Raw genomic sequence first — 17,679 nt, 5'->3', positions numbered from 1 at the left:
TTTCTTTAGTCCGGCACGGAGCGACACCAGTCACGCGGCCCTACGCACCAATTGCTGCGTGTTTTCGGCGTTTCTAGACTGGCTGCATCGTCTTGCCCCCGCAATCGAACCCCATCCCCCAGGAGACAGCCATGCCCAACGCCGCCCTCGCCATCGACGCCGCGTCCCCCTCGCCGCATGCGGTCCGCGAAGCGGCCGCGCGGGTGTCGCCGCTCGACGCGGTGATCGAGACCGTCGCCGCGCGCCGAGACGAATTCGACCGCCTGTCGCACGTGCCGCGCGACGTGATCGCACTGTTCAAGGACGCCGGCATCTATCGCGCGGGCACGCCGCGCCGCTTCGGCGGCGACGCGCTCGCGCCGACCGCGTTCCTCGACATGATCGAGCGGATCGCGACCGCCGACGGGTCGGCCGCGTGGGTCGCGAGCTTCGGCTCGGCCAACGTCTATCTCGCCGCGCTGCCGCTCGCCACGCAGGCCGAGCTGTACGCGAGCGGCCCCGACCAGGTGTTCGCGGGCGGGCTGTTCCCGGTGCAGCCCGCGCAGGCGGCACCCGGCGGCTGGCGCGTGAACGGCACGTGGAAATTCGCGAGCGGCTGCAAGGGCGCCGACTGGCTCGGCGTCGGCATCGCGGTGCCCGGCGCGCAGGATGCCGCGCCGAACAAGCCGCGCACGGCCGTGTTCCGTGCCGCTGAAGTCGAGATCGTCGAGAACTGGAGCGTGGTCGGCATGCAGGGCACCGGCAGCCATGACCTGCGCGTCGACGACCGCTTCGTGCCCGAAGCGTGGACCTTCGTGCGCGGCGGCGCGGCGACCGTCGACGAGCCGCTGTACCGCTATCCGACCGTCGCGTATGCGGCGCAGGTGCTCGCCGTGGTCAACCTCGGGCTGGCGCGCGCGGCGCTCGACGTCGCGAACCGGATGTCGGGCGGCCGCCAGACGACCACCGGCGCGCCGCGCCTCGCCGACCGCGCGTATTTCCGCATCGAGCTCGCGAAGGCCGAGGCGCAGCTGCGCTCGGCACGCGCATTCTTCTACGACTCAACCGACTCGGTCTGGCAATCGATCCTCGCAGGGAACCCCGTGACGCCCGAGCAGGTCAGCCTGCTGCGGCTCGCCGCCACGCATATCGCCCGCGAAGGCGCGAGCGTCGTCGAGCGCGCGTACCGCCTCGGCGGCACGGCCGCGATCTATCGCTCGCATCCGCTGCAGCGCCTCTTGCGCGACGCGATGGTCGTCACGCAGCACGCGTTTCTCGGCGAAGGCAACTTCGACGGCGCGGGCGCGGTGTTCACCGGCGTCACGCCGTTTCCCGGCTATCTGTAATCCGCGTCGATCCGCTTCGACGCCGCCCAACACATTCTTCAGGAGAACCTGTCATGTCCGATTCGAATCCGCTGCCGCTGCGCGTGCTGTTCTGCTGCGGCGTGTCGCAAAATTTCTTCGACCTGCCGCGCGAGAAGATCGGCGAAGTGTGGCAAGCGTACGGCGCGATGCTCGCCGCCGTCGAGGCGATGCCCGGCGTGCGCGTGCTCGGCGTGATGGATGACGATCGCCTCGTCGTCGGCCAGGCCGACGGCGCGCCGTGGACGTTCTACATCATGGCCGACGTCGCCGACTTCGACACGGCGGTCGCGGTCTGCAACCTGTATCGCACGACGCCCGTCGGCGAATACAACCTGTGGCGCTACGGCAAGATCGAGGCACGCGTCGGCCGTGCGCTGACCGTGCCGCCGGCCACGCGCCCCGCGTCGTGAGGCGCACGATGACCGGACCCGATTCGTCACGCGCGCTCGAAGCGCTCGAAGGGCTCGAGCGGCGCGTCGCGGCACTCGACGCCGAACGCGCGGTGCGCGCGGCGATCACGCGCTACATGGCGCTGTGCGACGTGCCCGAGGAGGCCGGCGACGGCCCGGCGCTCGCCGCGCTGTTCACAGCCGACGCGGTGTGGGAAGGCATCGGCCCGCAGTACGCGCGCAAGTTCGGCCGCCTCGAAGGCACGGATGCGATCGTCGCGATGCTGCGCCGCTATCTGCCGCCCGACCCGCATTTCACCGCCAACCTGCACTTCCTGACCTCGGAGTCGATCGACGTCGGCGCCGATCATGCAAGCGCGCGCGGCCGCTGGGTCATGCTGCAGGCGTCGCGCCATGCGAACGGCACGGCCGAGCTGATCGCCGCGCGGCTGACCGTCGATTTCGCGCCGGCCGAGGACGGCTCGGCCTGGCTGATCCGGCATTTCCGCACCGAGCGCGTGCTCGACGGCCCGTGGCCGCTCGCCGCCGCGCCGCGATCCTGAACCCTTTCACTCCGCTCGCGCGCCATCGCACCATGACAGGCTTCATCGACACCTTCACGCTGGGCGGCCCGGGCCCGACGATCGCGATCAAGGACACGATCGACATCGCCGGCCATCCGACCCGCGCGGCCAGCCGCGCGCTCGCCGACGCGCCGCCCGCCACGCGGCACGCGGACGCGGTCCGCCTGCTGCTCGACGCCGGCTGGCAGATTGCCGGCAAGGCGAACATGCACGAGCTCGCGTTCGGCATGACCGGCATCAACGACTACACCGGCACGCCGGTCAATCCGCAGGACCCGACACGCATTCCGGGCGGCTCGTCGAGCGGCTCGGCGTCGCTCGTCGGGCTCGGTGTCGTCGACGCCGCGCTCGGCACCGATACCGGCGGCTCGATTCGCGGGCCGGCCGCGTGCTGCGGCGTAACCGGGCTCAAGCCGACGTTCGGCCGCGTGTCGCGGCGCGGCGTCGCGCCTGCCGACACCACGCTCGATTGCGTCGGGCCGTTCGCGCGCGACGTCCGCACGCTCGCGGCCGTGATGGCCGCCATCGCACCGGGCTTCGATCGGGCGCGCGCGACGGCGCCCGTTGCCGGCTGCACGGTCGCGCGCGTGATCGTCGATGCCGATCCGGCCATCGCCGCCGCGCTCGACGCCGCGGTGCGCGCGTCGGGCCTGCGCGCGCACGATGTCGTGCTCGACGAACTGCCTGCCGCGTTCGCGGCGGGGCTCGCCGTCATCAACGCGGAAACGTCGCGTGCATTCGGTCGTCTCGTCGAAACCGGCCAGCTCGGCGCCGATCTCGATGCGCGGCTGCGCACGGCCGCGCAGACGACACCGGCCGCGCTCGCCGAAGCCGAAGCCGTGCGCGCGCGCTTCACCGCGCAGGTCGACGCCGCGCTCGAACGCGCGGACGTGCTGGTGCTGCCGACCTTGCCCGCGTTGCCGATCACGCTTCAACAGGCATGCGACGGCGTGTCGGTCATCGCGATGTCGTCGCTGATCCGGCCGTTCAACCTGAGCGGCCATCCGGCGCTCAGCCTGCCGCTGCCGCTCGCGGGAACACCGCTGAAGGCCGGATTGCAGATCGTCGGACGCAAGGGCGCGGACGAACAGGTGTGCGCCGTCGCCGCGCACTTCGAAGCGGCGCTCGCCGCATGAACCACGATGCGGGCGCCGCTTCGGCCACGCGCCCTCGAACCAGGGAATCACGCACCATGTCAGATCGAGTCGTCCTCGTCACCGGCGCCGCGCGCGGGCTCGGCGCCGTCATCGCCGAACGCTTTCATGCGGCCGGCTATCGTGTCGCGCTGGCCGACATTGCCGTCGACGCCATTCACGCGCATGCGCGCGACCTCGACGCGAGCGGCGAACGCGTGATCGCGCTGCCGCTCGACGTCACGTCGAAGCGCGACTTCGAAGCCGCGCGCGATGCGCTCGTCGCGCGCTGGGGCGCGATCGACGTGCTCGTCAACAATGCCGGCGCATCGAAGGTCGTGCCCGCGATGGAGATCACGGCCGCGCAGTTCGACCAGGTGATCGACGTGAACCTGCGCAGCGTGCTGTTCGGCTGCCAGGTGTTCGGCCAGTACTTCGCGACGCGCGGCGCGGGCCGCATCGTCAACATCGCGTCGCTCGCCGGGCAGAACGGCGGCTCGGCGACGGGCGCGCATTATGCGGCCGCGAAGGGCGGCACGCTGACGCTGACCAAGGTGTTCGCGCGCGACCTCGCCGCGCAGGGCGTGACCGTCAACGCGATCTCGCCGGGCCCGCTCGATTTGCCGATCGTCTACGAGAGCGTCGCGCCGGACAAGCTGCGGCAGGTGCTCGCGAGCCTGCCGGGCGGCAAGCTCGGGTCGGCCGGCTTCGTCGCGGATGCGGCCGTGCTGCTCGCGTCGGACGACGCGCATTTCGCGAATGGCGCGTGCTGGGACATCAACGGCGGGTTGTACATGCGTTGAGCCGCGGCATGCGGAGATCGCGCGGGCCGACCGGTTTCGAGCCGTGCCGCGCGCGATGCACGTGCGCGCGGGGACCCAGTCGTGTGCGGGCCGGGCCGCGACCGCTAGCGCGGCGATTCCCCGTCGTCGCCCCACACGACCATCACGTCGCGCACGAGCGCGGCGATCGACGTCGCGCCGAGCTTCTCCTTGATGCTCGCACGATGCACGTCGACGGTCTTCACGCTGATCGACAGGTCCGACGCGATCTGCTTGCTGCCCTTGCCGTCGACGACGCCGCGCAGCACTTCCTTCTCGCGTGCGGTCAACGCATCGAGCCGCTGGCGCAGCTCGCGGTGACGCTGGTCGACCGCGTGCCGCTGCTGCGCGAGCCGCAGTGCGCGTTGCACACGCTCGAGCATCTGTTGCGAGTTGTACGGTTTCTCGACGAAGTCGATCGCGCCGTTCTGCAGTGCGCGCACCGACATCGGGATGTCGCCGTGCCCGCTGACGAAGATCACCGGCAGCGTCGCGCCGCGCGCGTTCAGCTCCGCCTGCACGTCGAAACCGCTTTTCTCCGGCATCCGCACGTCGAGCACCAGGCATGCGGGCAGGTTCACGTCGAAGCGCGCGAGAAAGTCGGCGGCGTTCGCGAAGCCTTCGGACGCGATGCCGACCGATTCGAGCAACCAGGCGAGCGACGTCCGCATGCCGCTGTCGTCGTCGACGATGTATACGATCGGAGCGGGTGACGTCATCGGGGTGTCTCGCAAGATATCGGTATGGGTGTCGCACGCGCCGCGGGGGATGCAAGCGTCGTTCGTCAGGGGTGTGCGGTACATCATAACGAGCCGAAAATGCGCTGAATACCCTTTTGCGTACCGCGCGAACGCCCGATCGCGATTTTTCCCGCACACCGCGCCGCGCATCTAGGTAGAACCTTTAGACGCGTTGGCGGGAACGCCAGCTTCGGCATCAATCGTGCGAATGTTCGCCGGCTTTTTCGCGACGTACGCTTGGGTCATCGTCGACGATCCGCTGCCGCATCGACGGCATGCGCGATCACCGCCCTCATTCACCCTGGAGCGCCCATGTCCGCAACGACCGATACCCCGCAACCGGCGCGCGCCGAACCGACCGACGCGCAAAAGGCCTTCCGGCAAGCGATGGCCCACCTCGGCGCGGCCGTCAACGTGATCACGACCGCGGGGCCGCACGGCCGCTGCGGGATCACCGCAAGCGCCGTCTGCTCCGTCACCGACGCGCCGCCGACGCTGCTCGTGTGCCTGAACCGGTCGAGCGCGATGCATGCGATCTTCGAGCGCAATCGCCACGTGTGCATCAACGTGCTGCCGGCCGAGCACGAACTGCTCGCGCGGCATTTCGCGGGGCTCACCGAGCTGCCGATGGAACGCCGCTTCGCGCTGCCGGTGTGGGATCGCGGCGAGCAGGACGTGCCCGTGCTGCGCGACGCGCTCGCGAGCCTGCAGGGCACGATCGCCGAGATGAAGGAAGTCGGCTCGCACTCGGTGATGTTCATCGAGGCGACGTCGATCCGCGTGCGCCACGACGGCGACAGCCTCATCTACTTCAGCCGCGCATTCCATCGCGTGTCGCGCACGGCCTGCGTGCGGTAACGCTCAGGGTAACGAACACGGTGCCGCGCTCGCCGGACGCGAGCGCACGCCGGGCTACGCCGCCGCCCGCAACGCGCGCTGTCCGGCCGCGAGCGCCGCGCCCGCGAACAGCGTCAGCGCCGAATAAACGAGCCCGCGCGCGAGCCCCGCGCTGTCCGACACCCAGCCGATCGCGACAGGCCCGGCGATCTGCCCGAACGCGAAGATCGTCGTGAACGCGCTGATGCCCTTCGCCCAGCCCTCCGGCGGCAGGTTGTGGCGCACGAACGCGGTCGTCGACGCGACCGCCGACAGGAACGTCGCGCCGAACAGCAGGCCCGACGCGAACGCGGCCGCCGGATGCACGAACAGCGCCGGCATCAGCGTCGCCACGCCGAGGAGCGCATTGAGCACGGCCAGCGCCTGGCCGCCGCGCATCCGGTCGAGCAGCCCCGACCACAGCCGCGCCGACACGACGGTCGCGACGCCGAGCATCACGTAGAACGCGGACACCACCGCCCCGCTCATCCCCGCGCCGCGTAGCAGCGCGACGATGAACGTCATGTACCCGATGTAGCCGACGCCGAACAGGCCGTAGCCCGCGAGCGCGAGTGCGAAGCGCGCGGGATGCGCGGCCGCCACCGGCGCGGCGCCGTCGCGCCGCACGGCCGGTCCCGCGTGCGCGCGCTCGATGCGATGCGCGGCCGACACGGCCAGCACCGAGAACAGCACGCATGCGGCGGCGAGCGCGAACCACGCGGGCTGCCAGCCGTGCGCGTGCTGCGCACGCTGCACGAGCGTCGCGGGCACGAGCAGCGACGACGCGACGATGCCCCACCCGGTGCCGCCGTAATAGAGCCCGAGCAGCAACCCCGCATCGCGCGGCGACGCGGACGCAAGCCGCGCGGCCAGCACACCGCCGCTGATGAAGATCAGCGCGCTGCCGACGCCCGTCGCGAGCCGCTCGACGAGCAGCGTGTTCATGCCGGACGTGAGCCCGCATGCGGCCATCAGCACCGCGGTCAGCGCGCAGCCGGCCGCGAGCAGCGTGCCGGTGCGCCAGCGCCGCGACAGGAACGGGAAGATGAGCGCGCCGATCAGGTAGCCGGCCGCGTTGGCCGTGTTCAGCGCGCCGGCCTGCGCGAAGCTCCAGCCGAGATCGGCCTTCATCGGCGGCAGCAACAGCGCATACGAGAAGCGCGCGAGGCCCAGCGCGATCGCGCTGCCGAGCGACAGGCAGATCGCGAGCCGCCACGCGGCCATCCGGTCGGGTTCGGTGGCGCCGGCGTCCGGCCGTGCCCGGCCGGCGTGTTCCGGTTGCGGCGCTGCGCGCATCGCGGTGTCTCCATCGTGGTTCGAGGCCGGTACGGACCTGAGGCCCGCAACGTCGACGCGGCTGGACGGCCATGAGCCGTGGCGCCGTCGCTGCGGAATCCGTGTCGTGGCAGGCTCCGATCCCGATTGCCGAGACCGGTGCGCCGATCGACCGATGATACTTGACCGGTCACGAGCCCGGCGTGCGTCAATGGCAGGGATGCCGGGTGCACCACCCGGAACCGGGGCGCGACGACACCCGGCCTCCACTACGCGCCCAGTCCGGCGGTAAAAGCAGTGAAAAGCGCACGCCCCTCGTCCCACCCCGCCAGCCCGGAAGCGGCATTCAAATGGCCGCGCGCGCCGAGCACCAGCGGTTTCGCGCCGCGTTCCGCCGCCCAGGTGATGGCTCGCCCGGACGGGTCGTACGGATCGTCCGAACTGGCGATCGCCATCACCGGCCGGTCGCCGAAATCCTCGTCCGGCAAACGCGCGAACGCCTGTGCGGCAACCGGAAAACGCGGACCGTCCGGATCGGGCACCGCCACGAGAAACGCCCCGTGCACCGGGCGCGCTGCAGCGGCACGCCAATGCGCGAACAACAGACACCCGAGGGAATGGCACACCACGACCGGCGGCGTCCGGGCCTCCGCGACGGCCGCGTCGAGCGCCGCGATCCAGTCGCTCAAGTCGGGCGTATCCCACGACGCCGGCGCAATGCGTGTGGCGCCCGGAAGCGCCGTCTCCCAGTGGGTCTGCCAGTGATCCGCGTCCGAGTTGCCGATCCCCGGCACGATGACGATGCGTCGATCCATTCCCGCCTCCATGAACATGAGAGCGCCCAGTCTGACCTGCGGGACTGCTGCGCGGAATGGCAAGTCATCGGATATTGAGACAGAATCCCGATGAATTAACGGAACAGGAATGCGGAGATGCCCGACGGAGAACTGGATCGCCTGGATATTTCGATCATCGAAGCGCTGCAGGAGAATGCGCGCACGCCGTTGTCCGAAGTCGGCCGGCGCATCGGCCTGTCACAGCCGGCGACGTCGGAGCGCGTCAAGCGCCTGGAGGAACGCGGCATCATCGCCGGCTACACCGCGCGGATCGATCCGGCCGCGCTCGGGTTGGGAATGATGGCCATCATCCGGCTGAGAACGACGCACGAGCACATCAAGCCCGCGTTGAGTGCGTTTGCCGACATGCCGCACGTCATCGAGATTCACCGGATGACCGGGGAGGACTGTTTCCTGCTGAAGGTGCTCGTGCCGACGCCCGGTCAGCTCGAAACCATCATCGACGCGATTGCCCGCTTCGGCGCGGTCACGACTTCACTGGTCCTCCGGTCCGAGCCGGTCAAGCCGCTCGGCAAGGCACTGCTGGGCTGAAGCCGGCAATGGTCCGGCGTTGCGCCGGGACCGATCGAAAACGATGCAAATCGAAATGATCGGCGCAATTGGATTCCAGATTTAAAAAATCGCGGAATCGATTAATCATTCACGGCCCCGATATTCGATAAAAAATCCGCACGCTTCGTGATTCGATTTATTCACCTCCCTCCCGCGATGCGCTCCCACTCCTGCATGTTTAGCACGCCACGGCTAAAAACCTTGCAACGCATTGCATTCCTCAAATCGTCAGACTAATATCGACGCCACTCGTCCGGTATTCAAAAAATTCCGGACGAGCGGCGGTAATCCCTTTACCGCGCTTTCATGTTGAATCGCTCATGTTCACCACAGGAGAATTGACATGCAGGAAACCCGGCAGATCGAATTGCTTGACTGGATGCAGGAAGACACGCACCCCGAGGCCGTCGACATGATGGTCGAGGATGCCGTGGTGCCGTTCGGCACCGCGCTCTGGCCGGTCTGAGCGGCCAGCCCGTTCCCGCGGAAGGGCTGCGGCCCTTCCGCCGCTTCCGGAGACACGCATGCTGAACCTGCACCGCGCGCTGGGTTTTCACCCGGCGCTGCGCGACAAGCTCGCACGCGGCGAGACGGGCAAACTGCTGGTCGGCTACGACACCCGCAACCGCGACACCGCATTGCGCGCGTTTTCCGCCCTGCCCGACTCGCTCGACGCGACGACCCTCTGCCTCGAAAGCACCCCGCCCGCGGAGATCACCGCCGCGCTCGCGCACGCCGACCTGTTCGTGCTGCTGTACGACTCGTCGTGCCTGCCGACGCCGTCGCCGAGCGGCCCGCCGTTCCTCGCCGCGATCCGTCCCGCGATCGTCGAGCACTGGAGCAAGTCGGTGCTGTTCAAGGATTACGGCCCGCATCTCGACGAGGCGTTCGCCGAATCGCTCGACGACATCGCCGCGCGCAACGGCCGGCTGATCGAAGCAGCCGCGCGCGCATCGCAGATCCACTTCATCGACGAAGCCGGCAACACGCTGACCGGTTCGCTCGCGCCCGGCCAGAAATGGACGAGCGTGGACGGGATGGGCAATCTCGACGTCGTGCCCGGCGAGATCGCGACGCATGTCACCGACCTGCACGGCTCGATCATGTTCAGCGGCACGTTTCTCGGCACCGTGCCGTTCGCGATCAAGTACCGCGTGGCGGAGCGGCTCGCGACACTGCATGTCGAAGACAGCCTGATCGTCGATTTCGACAGCGACGACGCGGGCTTCCGGCGCGACTTCACGGCGTATCTCGACCGGCATGACAATCACCGGCGCATCGAGGAATTCGGCATCGGCACGAACCTCGGTATCCGCGGGCTGTACGGCCGCAACGCCGGCTTCGAGGAACGCCATCCGGGCCTGCATCTCGGCCTCGGCGGCGGCGCGAACGGCAGCCATCACCTCGACCTGATCTTCGCGCGCGGCACGCTCGCGTTCGACGAGCGGATCGTGTTCGACGGCGCGTTCGCCGTCTGACGCCGGAATCAGGCTTCGGCGGCCACCGTGTCGCCGAGCCACTTGAACATCACGAGGCAGTCGACGAAGCCGAGCCGCGCATGACGATACGCGCGCGGCAGGCGGCCGACGATCTCGAAGCCGAGCTTCTGCCACAACGCGACCGCCACTTCGTTCGTCGCGACCACCGAGTTGAACTGCATCGCGAGGAAGCCGCGTTCGCGGGCCACCTGCTGCGAGTGCTCGCACATCAGGCGCGCGACGCCCTTGCCGCGCGCGGCCTCGCTGACCATATAGCCGCAGTTGCACACGTGATTGCCGGGGCCCGCCGCGTTCGCCTTCAGGTAGTACGAGCCGAGCAGCACGCCGTCCTCCTCGGCGACCCACGTGCAGAGCGGCGCGTCGAGCCACAGCGCGCGGGCAGCTTCGCGCGTCGGCGCCGGATCGAATGCGTAGGTCTCCTGCGCGGCGACGATCGCGTGGTACGTGGGCCAGAAGCGGGGGAAGTCGTCTGCGGTCATCGGGCGAAGCGTGATCATGCGGGTTCTCTCGTGTATGGGTTGGGAATCATGCGCGTGGCGCGACACCGCGTCAGTGCGTCAGTGCGGGCCGCCATCGCGCAGCAGGCCGCTGCGATAGGTGCCCGGCGGCACACCATACCAGCGCTTGAACGCCTGCGAGAAACTCGACAGGTCGCTGAAGCCGAGCCGCTCGGCGACTTCCGTCAGCGACAGGCGTGCATCGCCGAGCAGCGTCTCGGCCATCGCGCCGCGCGCCTGCGCGAGCAGCGTGCGAAACGTCGTGCCTTCTTCCTGCAGCCGGCGCTTCAGCGTGCGCGGGCTCGTGTTCATCAGCCGCGCCATGTCCTCGAGCGAGAACGGCACGTTGCCGGGCGTCGCCGTCAGGTATTGCCGCACCATCTCCGACGTGCCGACCCGCGCGCGCCGCGCTTCGACCAGTTGGCCGCACATCTGCTCGCACATCGAGACCGTCAGCGGGTTCGCATGCGGCAGCGGCCGGTCGAGAAACGCGCGGTCGAAGACGAGGCTGTTCGCGCGCGCGCCGAACGCGGGTTCGACGCCGGCGATGCGCGGTGCGGGTGCACGTGTGGACGCGGATGCACTCGCCGCGCTCGCGGCCTGCATCGTGAAGCGCGACAACGCGAAATCGCCGCCGCCGATTTCCTGCAGCAGCACGGCCGCGGCCGCCATGTCGCGCTCGACGAGGAACCGGCTCAGGTCGGCATCGAGCTCCGGCGCGCCGAAATTGAGCACGCACGCCTGCGGCTCCTCGCGATACGTGATCACCGTGAACGCATACGTGAGCGGCAGGAAGCGCATCGCGAGCGCCAGCGCGTCGCGCGCGGTTGCGCTCGCGATCAGTCCGTAACCCCACACGCCGTAAGCGGAGAAGTGATAGCGCTGCCCGAGCTCGAACCCGAGGCCCGGCGTGCGCCCGAGTGCGCGCAACAGGTTGCCGGTCAGCCGCAGTTCCTGCGCGGCCGTCACCTCGACGTTCGGATCGTCGAGCTGCGCGTCCGCGAGGCCCGTGCCGGCCAGCAACGTCGTGCGCGGCACGCCGCGTTCGCCGCCGAAATCGACCAGCAGCCGCGCGCTGGCCGGACTCCGGGTGAAGTCCCAGAAGCTCATGCGGAGAAACCCTCGAAGCGCCGATTTGGCCCAAATACTAAAACAATTGTCCCGAAGCAGCATTGGTGTTTTCCCATGCGGCCCGCACCATCGGCGTCATCAGTCGTCGCCTGAACGACGCCAACGCCCTTCGGAGGAGACACCATGCGACCGAGTCGCCCACCCGATCTCGCGGCCCGCTTCGAACGCCAGCGCGAAGCATTCGCCCGCGACCCCGCCCCGCCGCTCGCGATCCGCCTGTCGCGACTCGATCGCCTGCGCGCGCTGCTCGATACGCACGAAGCGTCGATCGTGCGCGCGATCGACGCCGATTTCGGCGGACGCTCCGCGCACGAAACACGTCTCGCCGAACTCTTCGTCGTTCGAAGCGGCCTGCGCCATGCCCGCGCGCACTTGCGGCACTGGATGCGCGAACGCCGCGTGCCGACCGCACCGCACTTCCGGCCCGGCTACAACCGGCTCGCGCCGCAGCCGCGCGGCGTCGTCGGCGTGATGGCCCCGTGGAACTACCCGCTTCAGCTCGCGATCGGCCCCGCGGTCGCGGCGCTCGCCGCCGGCAACCGCGTGCTGGTCAAGCCGTCGGAGCTGACGCCGAGGCTGTCGGCCCTGCTCGACACGCTCGTCGCCGACGCGTTCGATGCCGACGAGTTGGGCATCGTGACGGGCGACGTCGACACCGCGAAGGCATTCGCGCGCCTGCCGTTCGACCATCTGTTCTTCACCGGCTCGACCGCGGTCGGGCGCGACGTCGCGCAAGCCGCGGCCGAGAACCTGACGCCCGTCACGCTGGAACTCGGCGGCAAGTCGCCCGCGATCCTCGACCCGTCGTGCGACGTCGCGCACGCGGCCGGGCGCATCGCGTTCGGCAAGCTGCTCAATGCCGGCCAGACCTGCATCGCGCCCGACTATCTGCTGGTCCCGGCCGGCACCGCCGAGACCGTCGCCGCGCGCCTGTCGGACGCGATCGCGCGCCGCTACCCGACGCTCGCCGGCAACCCCGACTACACGGCGATCATCGGCGCGCGGCATCGCGACCGCCTCGCGGCGCTGGTCGACGACGCGCGCGACGGCGGCGCGCACGTGCTCGAAGTCAATCCGGCCGGCGAACGCTTCGCCGCGGGCTCGCGCAAGTTCGCGCCGACGCTCGTGCTCGGCGCGCGCGACACGATGCGGGTGATGCGCGAGGAGATCTTCGGCCCCGTGCTGCCGATCGTCGAATACGCGGACCTCGACGACGCGATCGATCGCGTGAATCGCGGCCCGCGCCCGCTCGCGCTGTACTGGTTCGGCCGCGATGCCGCGCGCCGCGACCGCGTGCTGCGCGAAACCGTGTCGGGCGGCGTCACGGTCAACGACTGCCTGTGGCATCTCGCGCAGGAACACCAGCCGTTCGGCGGCGTCGGCCCGAGCGGCATCGGCGCGTATCACGGCAAATGGGGCTTCGACACCTTCAGCCATCACAAGCCGGTGTTCCACCAGGCACGCCGCAGCGGCACCGCGCTGTTCCACCCGCCGTACGGCAGGACTTTCGCGCTGCTGCTGCGCGTGCTGACGCGCATCGCGTGATCCATCGACCATCGGGAGACGATTCCATGAGCAAGACTTTCGACTACATCGTCGTCGGCGGCGGTTCGGGCGGATGCGTCGTCGCAGGGCGACTGACCGAGGACCCGGCCGCGACCGTCTGCGTACTCGAGGCCGGCGGCCGCGGCGACGGCACGGTCGTCAACGTGCCGACCGGCGCGGTCGCGATGCTGCCGACCCGCATGAACAACTGGGCGTTCGACACCGTGCCGCAGCCGGGGCTCGGCGGGCGCATCGGCTATCAGCCGCGCGGCAAGGCGCTGGGCGGTTCGTCCGCGATCAACGCGATGGTCTACATTCGCGGCCATCGCGTCGACTACGACGGCTGGGCCGCGCTCGGCAACGCAGGCTGGTCCTACGACGACGTGCTGCCGTACTTCCGCCTGAGCGAGCACAACGAGCGCTTCGACGATGCATTTCACGGCCGCGACGGCCCGCTGTGGGTCAGCGACCTGCGCACCGGCAACCCGTTCCATGCACGCTACCTGGAAGCAGCGCGGCAGGCGGGCCTGCCCCTCACCGACGACTTCAACGGCGCACGGCAGGAAGGCGTCGGCATCTACCAGGTCACGCAGAAGCACGGCGAGCGGTGGAGCGCGGCGCGCGCGTATTTGCTGCCGCACGTCGGCCGTCGCGACAACCTGACGGTCGAGACGCACGCGCAGGTGTTGCGCATCCTGTTCGACGGCACGCGTGCGACAGGCGTCGAGGTGCGGCAGCACGGCGAAGTCCGCACGCTGCGCGCGCGGCGCGAAGTCGTGCTCGCGGCCGGCGCGCTGCAGACGCCTCAACTGCTGATGCTGTCGGGCGTCGGTCCGGCCGGCGAACTGCAGCGGCTCGGCATTCCGGTGCGCGCCGACCTGCCCGGCGTCGGCCGCAACCTGCAGGATCATCCGGACTTCATCCTCGGCTACCGCACGCGCAGCCCCGACACGATGGGCGTGTCCGCGCGCGGCGGCCTGCGCATGCTGCGCGAGTTCGCGCGCTTTCGCCGCGAACGGCGCGGGATGCTGACGTCGAATTTCGCGGAAGGCGGCGGCTTCCTCAAGACGCGTGCCGACCTCGATGCGCCCGACATCCAGCTGCACTTCGTCGTCGCGCTCGTCGACGATCATGCGCGCCGGCTGCACGCCGGCCACGGGCTGTCGTGCCACGTGTGCCTGCTGCGGCCGCGCAGCCGCGGCTCGGTCACGCTGCACGGCGCCGATCCGCTCGCCGCGCCGCGCATCGACCCCGCGTTCTTCGACGATCCGCGCGACCTCGACGACATGGTCGCCGGCTTCCGGCTCACGCGCCGGCTGATGGAAGCGCCGGCACTCGCCGAATGGACCACGCGCGATCTGTTCACCGCGAACGTGACGACCGACGACGAGATCCGCGACGTGCTGCGCCGGCGCACCGACACCGTGTATCACCCGGTGGGCACCTGCCGGATGGGGCGCGACGCGCTCGCGGTCGTCGATCCGCAATTGCGCGTGCACGGCGTGCAGGGGCTGCGCATCGTCGATGCGTCGGTCATGCCGACGCTGATCGGTGGCAACACCAACGCGCCGACGATCATGATCGCCGAGAAGGCCGTCGACCTGATCCGCGGCGTGCGGCGTGTGCCGGCATGCTCGACTGTCGACACCGAATACGAACCGGCCGATGGGCCAATGCATCGCGACACCGTTCCCGCGTCGCACGACGCGATCCAGCCCGAGGAAACCCGCCATGTCGTCGCCTGAAGCTTCCCGTTCCGCCGAATCGGCCGCGCCGCTGTCGGCGATCATCATCGGCGCCGGCTTCGCCGGCATCGGCATGGCCGTCGCGCTGCAACGCGCCGGCATTCACGACTTCGTGATCGTCGAACGCTCGCACGACGTCGGCGGCGTGTGGCGCGACAACCGCTACCCGGGCGCCGCGTGCGACGTGCCCTCGCATCTGTACTCGTTCTCGTTCGAGCCCAACCCGAACTGGTCGCGCATATTCGCGCCGCAGCCCGAAATCTACGCGTACCTGCAGCATTGCGCGCGCAAGTACGGCCTCGCGCGCCATCTGCGGTTCGGCGCCGAGGTCGCGCACGCGCAGTACGACGAAGCCCGTGCGCTGTGGGATGTCACGCTCGTCGACGGCACGACGCTCAGTGCCGCCGTGCTCGTCAGCGGCACCGGCCAGTTGAGCCGCCCCGCGATGCCCGACTTGCCCGGCATCGACACGTTCCGCGGCCGTGCCTTCCACTCCGCGCACTGGGACCACGACTATCCGCTCGCGGGCAAGCGCGTCGCCGTGGTCGGTACCGGCGCATCGGCGATCCAGTTCGTCCCCGCGATCGCCGGCGACGTCGAGCGCCTCGTCGTGTTCCAGCGTTCGCCCGCCTACGTGATCCCGCGCCCGGACCGCGCGTATCGTCCGTGGGAGCAGGCACTGTTCCGCCGGCTGCCGTGGGCGATGAAGCTGCATCGCGCGGCGATCTACGTGCGCTACGAGTCCCGTGCGATCGCGTTCACGCGGCTGCACGGGCTGATGGATGTCGCGGTCGGCCGGCCGTTCCGCAAGCTGCTCGCGCGCGACGTGCGCGACCCCGCGCTGCGCGATCGGCTCACGCCCGACTATCCGATCGGCTGCAAGCGGCTCCTGCTGTCGAGCGACTATCTCGCCACGATCGGCCGCGACAACGTCGCACTCGTCACGCAGCGCATCCGGCGCGTGACCGAAACCGGCATCGAGACCGACGACGGCGTGCACCATCCGGTCGACGCGATCGTCTACGGCACCGGTTTCGCGGCGACCGAGTTCCTGTCGCCGATGCGCATCACGGGCCGCGACGGACTCGACCTGAACGACGCATGGCGCCGCGGCGCGCAGGCCTATCTCGGGCTCACCGTGCCGGGCTTCCCGAACTTCTTCATGCTGTACGGCCCGAATACCAATCTCGGCCACAACTCGATCGTCTACATGCTCGAGAGCCAGATCGCGCACGTGATGCGCTGCGTGCGCGCGATGCGGCGCGACGGCGCGCGCGCGATCGACGTCGATCCGCGTCGCTACCGGCGCTACAACGCGCACGTGCAGCAGCGGCTCGAAGGCTCGGTGTGGAGCGGCTGCAAGAGCTGGTACGTCGATGCGTCGGGGCACAACAGCACGAACTGGCCGGGCTTCACGCTGACCTATCGATGGATCACGCGCTTCACGGGGCTGTCCGCGTATCGCTTCACGCAACCCGCCACGCCGGCACACGGCGTCGTCGTCGCGCCCCCCGCGGGCCGCGTGGAAGCGCTTGCCGCCGCGTCACTGCGCGGTTTCCTGCGCGTCGCGTTCCGGCCGCTGATCGGGCCGCCGTTCGGCGCGCGCATGCAGCGCCGCGTCGTCGCGCTGCTGTCGCCGCTGATGCCGGGCGCGGGCGGCACGCTGCGCTACCGGACGTCCGCCGCCGGCGTGCCGGTCGAAGTGATCGCGCCGAAGCGCGGCGACGCGGGTGGCGCGATCCTCTACCTGCACGGCGGCGCGTTCTGTCTCGGCGGCCCGCATACGCATCGCGGCGTGACGACGCGCCTCGCGACCGAAGCCGGCCTGCCCGTGTGGGTGCCCGACTACCGGCTCGCGCCCGAGCATCCGAGTCCGGCGGCGCTCGACGACGCGCTGGCCGCCTACGATGCGTTGCGCGCGCAGGGCCATGCGCCGCACCGGATCGTGCTTGCCGGCGATTCGGCCGGCGGCGCGCTCGCGCTGGCGCTCGCTCTCGCACTGCGCGAGCGTGGCGAACCCGCTGCCGCCGCGCTGCTGCTGATCTCGCCCGTGACCGACCCGGCGCTCGGCGGCGACACGCTCGCGTCGCGCCGCCACGACGATCCGATGATCCGTCGCGGCTGGCTCCAGCAGGGGTTGCGCTGGTATCACGGCGCCGGATCGCTGGCGCCGCGCGGCCCGCTCGACACCGACTTGCGCGGCCTGCCGCCGATGCTGGTGCAGGCGGGCGACCAGGAAGTGCTGCTGTCGGATGCGCGGCGGCTCGCGGAGCATGCGCTTGCCTGCGGCGTGCCGTGCCGGCTGGAGATTCATGCCGCGCGCTGGCATGTGTTTCATCTGCAGGCGTTCTATCTGCGCTCGGCGCGGGACGCGTTGCTGACGCTGGCGGGGTTTGCCGCGCAGCGGGTGACGGCGACGGCGTAGCGACGATCCGGTGATGCCGGTGATCGAGGCAGCGGAGCACGGCTGCCTCGATCGGCGCTCTTGCAACAATGCGACACCCTCTTGCCAAAACCGGCCGATTATTTTTTTCCGGTGCACGCGGGCGGCATGATCTCCGCCAGCCTCGGTGCGATGCCGCGGCGACTGCCCCCCATCCTGGCGGAGAAACTGTCAAGTCCTGGAATAGGTTGACAGTAGTTTTGACCTAAAACGCCCGATGCACCGCATCGGGCGTTTTGTATTTCA

The 17,679-nt window shown here is 69.8% G+C and carries 17 protein-coding genes; 12 read left to right on the top strand and 5 right to left on the bottom strand.

Annotated elements, in window-relative coordinates:
* The first annotated feature begins 131 nt into the window (after positions 1–131).
* From DIE21_RS31990 to DIE21_RS31970, 5 genes are read left to right on the top strand one after another with little or no spacing between them, the layout of a single operon-like run.
* Positions 132–1,325 (top strand): acyl-CoA dehydrogenase family protein, encoded by a 1,194-nt coding sequence (locus DIE21_RS31990; protein WP_124501429.1) that lies wholly within the window; start codon positions 132–134, stop codon positions 1,323–1,325.
* Positions 1,326–1,378: 53 nt separating this feature from the next.
* A complete protein-coding gene (locus DIE21_RS31985) occupies positions 1,379–1,756 on the top strand; it encodes a hypothetical protein (RefSeq protein WP_124501428.1) in 378 nt (125 codons plus the stop codon).
* An 8-nt stretch (positions 1,757–1,764) separates the two neighbouring features.
* Positions 1,765–2,298: a nuclear transport factor 2 family protein gene (locus DIE21_RS31980; RefSeq protein WP_124501427.1), complete on the top strand. Its 534-nt coding sequence runs from the start codon at positions 1,765–1,767 to the stop codon at positions 2,296–2,298.
* Positions 2,299–2,330: 32 nt separating this feature from the next.
* Positions 2,331–3,455 carry an amidase gene (locus DIE21_RS31975; RefSeq protein WP_124501426.1) on the top strand — a complete coding sequence of 375 codons (1,125 nt, stop codon included), beginning with the start codon at positions 2,331–2,333 and terminating at the stop codon, positions 3,453–3,455.
* Positions 3,456–3,511: 56 nt separating this feature from the next.
* A complete protein-coding gene (locus tag DIE21_RS31970) occupies positions 3,512–4,255 on the top strand; it encodes an SDR family NAD(P)-dependent oxidoreductase (protein ID WP_124501425.1) in 744 nt (247 codons plus the stop codon).
* Positions 4,256–4,359: 104 nt separating this feature from the next.
* On the opposite strand, the gene DIE21_RS31965 is transcribed toward DIE21_RS31970, so the two are convergent.
* Positions 4,360–4,992, bottom strand: a complete 633-nt coding sequence (locus DIE21_RS31965) for a response regulator transcription factor (protein WP_124501424.1) — start codon at positions 4,990–4,992, stop codon at positions 4,360–4,362.
* A 333-nt stretch (positions 4,993–5,325) separates the two neighbouring features.
* Between DIE21_RS31965 and hpaC the strand changes: the two genes are divergently transcribed.
* Entirely contained in the window at positions 5,326–5,871 is a 546-nt protein-coding gene (gene hpaC, locus DIE21_RS31960; protein ID WP_124501423.1) for a 4-hydroxyphenylacetate 3-monooxygenase, reductase component, read from the top strand.
* 54 nt (positions 5,872–5,925) lie between these two features.
* Here hpaC and DIE21_RS31955 read toward each other — a convergent pair whose 3' ends face one another.
* Both DIE21_RS31955 and DIE21_RS31950 read right to left on the bottom strand, forming a co-directional pair.
* Positions 5,926–7,185: a YbfB/YjiJ family MFS transporter gene (locus DIE21_RS31955; RefSeq protein ID WP_124501422.1), complete on the bottom strand. Its 1,260-nt coding sequence runs from the start codon at positions 7,183–7,185 to the stop codon at positions 5,926–5,928.
* A gap of 248 nt (positions 7,186–7,433) precedes the next feature.
* Positions 7,434–7,979 carry an alpha/beta hydrolase gene (locus tag DIE21_RS31950; RefSeq protein WP_124501421.1) on the bottom strand — a complete coding sequence of 182 codons (546 nt, stop codon included), beginning with the start codon at positions 7,977–7,979 and terminating at the stop codon, positions 7,434–7,436.
* Positions 7,980–8,096: 117 nt separating this feature from the next.
* Here DIE21_RS31950 and DIE21_RS31945 point away from each other — a divergent pair, with 117 nt between their 5' ends.
* The 3 genes from DIE21_RS31945 (at position 8,097) to DIE21_RS31940 (ending at position 10,051) form a co-directional block, all read left to right on the top strand.
* Positions 8,097–8,552: an Lrp/AsnC family transcriptional regulator gene (locus DIE21_RS31945; RefSeq protein ID WP_124501420.1), complete on the top strand. Its 456-nt coding sequence runs from the start codon at positions 8,097–8,099 to the stop codon at positions 8,550–8,552.
* Positions 8,553–8,916: 364 nt separating this feature from the next.
* Positions 8,917–9,039 carry a hypothetical protein gene (locus DIE21_RS38040; protein WP_006752127.1) on the top strand — a complete coding sequence of 41 codons (123 nt, stop codon included), beginning with the start codon at positions 8,917–8,919 and terminating at the stop codon, positions 9,037–9,039.
* Between the two features lie 58 nt (positions 9,040–9,097).
* Positions 9,098–10,051: a leucyl aminopeptidase gene (locus DIE21_RS31940; RefSeq protein ID WP_124501419.1), complete on the top strand. Its 954-nt coding sequence runs from the start codon at positions 9,098–9,100 to the stop codon at positions 10,049–10,051.
* Between the two features lie 8 nt (positions 10,052–10,059).
* Here DIE21_RS31940 and DIE21_RS31935 read toward each other — a convergent pair whose 3' ends face one another.
* Positions 10,060–10,569: a GNAT family N-acetyltransferase gene (locus DIE21_RS31935; RefSeq protein ID WP_124501418.1), complete on the bottom strand. Its 510-nt coding sequence runs from the start codon at positions 10,567–10,569 to the stop codon at positions 10,060–10,062.
* 60 nt (positions 10,570–10,629) lie between these two features.
* A complete protein-coding gene (locus tag DIE21_RS31930) occupies positions 10,630–11,679 on the bottom strand; it encodes an AraC family transcriptional regulator (protein ID WP_124501417.1) in 1,050 nt (349 codons plus the stop codon).
* 144 nt (positions 11,680–11,823) lie between these two features.
* On the opposite strand from DIE21_RS31930, the gene DIE21_RS31925 reads away from it, so the two are divergent.
* Genes DIE21_RS31925 through DIE21_RS31915 form a run of 3 tightly spaced genes read left to right on the top strand, consistent with a single transcriptional unit; the run spans position 11,824 to position 17,415 of the window.
* Complete coding sequence (locus DIE21_RS31925) at positions 11,824–13,245, top strand: coniferyl aldehyde dehydrogenase (RefSeq protein ID WP_124501416.1); 1,422 nt, start codon at positions 11,824–11,826, stop codon at positions 13,243–13,245.
* Between the two features lie 26 nt (positions 13,246–13,271).
* A complete protein-coding gene (locus DIE21_RS31920) occupies positions 13,272–14,990 on the top strand; it encodes a GMC family oxidoreductase (RefSeq protein ID WP_124501415.1) in 1,719 nt (572 codons plus the stop codon).
* Complete coding sequence (locus DIE21_RS31915; RefSeq protein ID WP_124501414.1) at positions 14,977–17,415, top strand: alpha/beta hydrolase fold domain-containing protein; 2,439 nt, start codon at positions 14,977–14,979, stop codon at positions 17,413–17,415. Before DIE21_RS31920 ends, DIE21_RS31915 begins: the two co-directional genes overlap by 14 nt.
* Positions 17,416–17,679: the final 264 nt, after the last annotated feature.

This window comes from Burkholderia sp. Bp9140 (assembly GCF_003853425.1).
In the GTDB taxonomy this organism is placed as follows: domain Bacteria; phylum Pseudomonadota; class Gammaproteobacteria; order Burkholderiales; family Burkholderiaceae; genus Burkholderia.
This window is presented reverse-complemented; position numbering and strand designations above follow the sequence as displayed.